Here is a 1,293-nt window from a genome sequence, read left to right on the forward strand (position 1 = left end):
CCCCGGTGAAGATCTGGCTGGCGAGTTCGGTGCGCCCCAGCCCCGGCGTCGGCCAGCCGAACCGTGCCGAGCCGAGGTCGACCACCACCGCGAGCGACCAGAGCGCCAGCCGAGCCGTCCCGTCCACGAACACCCCGGCCACCCAGGGCGCCACGGTCACGCCGAACCAGAAGAAGACCCTGATGCTCCGGGCCTGGATCGGACGATTGACCCGGGTGCCGGGGATCAGGACGGCGTCGCGGACCAGGTGGATGCCGAAGTACGCGGCGACGAAGAGCCACCCGTACCTGCCGAAGGCGTGCGGTGTCGCGATCGCCATCAGCAGGGTGCCGAGCATGACCAGCAGGACGGTCGCCTGGATGATCGGCAGTCGGGGGTCGAACAGGTCGGTGAGCCACGCCGTGAGCACCCAGACCCACCAGGCGGCCAGCAGCAGGACGGCGGTCTGCGCCGCGTTCCGTACGGTGAGGTCCTCGCCCAGGCTGGCGGAGAGCCGGGAGAGCAGGAAGATGTAGACCAGGTCGAAGAAGAGTTCCAGGAAGGTCGGGTATTCCGGCTCGCCGCGACGGCGGAGGATCCGGGGGAGCGGAGCGGACGTCACTGCGGCTGCCTCCTGTGCCACCCCGCGCCCCGGCCAGGCGCTGCGCCCCGGCTCTGCCTACCCGTCACGCTACCGACACCGCGGCGCCCGGTGGCCCGGAAGCGGATACGGGAACGGCCCCCGCCAGCGGTGGCGGGGGCCGTTCTCAGACGCAGGTGATCAGCGCAGCCAGGGGATGCTGCGGTCGAGCAGACCGCGCTCCTTGAGCTCCTTGCGCAGCGGGATCTCGTCGTCGACGTACCCGTCCCAGTTGATGCCCCAGTAGTTGGCGGTGTGGGTGCCCTCACCGATCAGCTGACGCTGCACCGGGGTGCGGTTGCGGTACCACTCGCCGTTCACGTCGGGGTGCAGCTCGTCCAGCGGACGGATCCACCGGTAGGTGTAGCCGACGAAGAGCATCTTGCGGGTGATGGTCGACAGGTTCGTCGAGCGCGAGTGCCACTGCCGGCGGTCGAAGATGAAGGCGTCGCCCGGGTTGGCGGTGATCTCCACCGTGCCCTCCGGGTCCGGGTTGTGCACGCTGAGGTCCTTGGGACGGTCCAGCGAGTTCCACAGGTGGCTGCCCGGGATGACCTTGGTGGCGCCACGGCCGGTCTCGGACAGGTCCGACAGCACGTACGCGACCTTCAGCGAGAACATCGGCCGGGGCAGGTTCGGGTCCATCGTCTCCGGGTCGGAGTTCTGCCGGGACC

General features: G+C 69.8%; 2 protein-coding genes. Both read right to left on the reverse strand.

The window, feature by feature from the left end:
• Positions 1–601 (reverse strand): low temperature requirement protein A (locus tag KBX53_RS33240; RefSeq protein WP_210863817.1); only part of this gene is annotated, 601 nt, incomplete at its 3' end.
• A 159-nt stretch (positions 602–760) separates the two neighbouring features.
• Positions 761–1,293, reverse strand: a 533-nt coding sequence (locus KBX53_RS33245; protein ID WP_210863819.1) for a phytanoyl-CoA dioxygenase family protein, incomplete at its 5' end; no start/stop codon positions are given.

The organism is Micromonospora sp. M51, assembly GCF_018070305.1.
GTDB classification, from domain to species: domain Bacteria; phylum Actinomycetota; class Actinomycetes; order Mycobacteriales; family Micromonosporaceae; genus Micromonospora; species Micromonospora parva.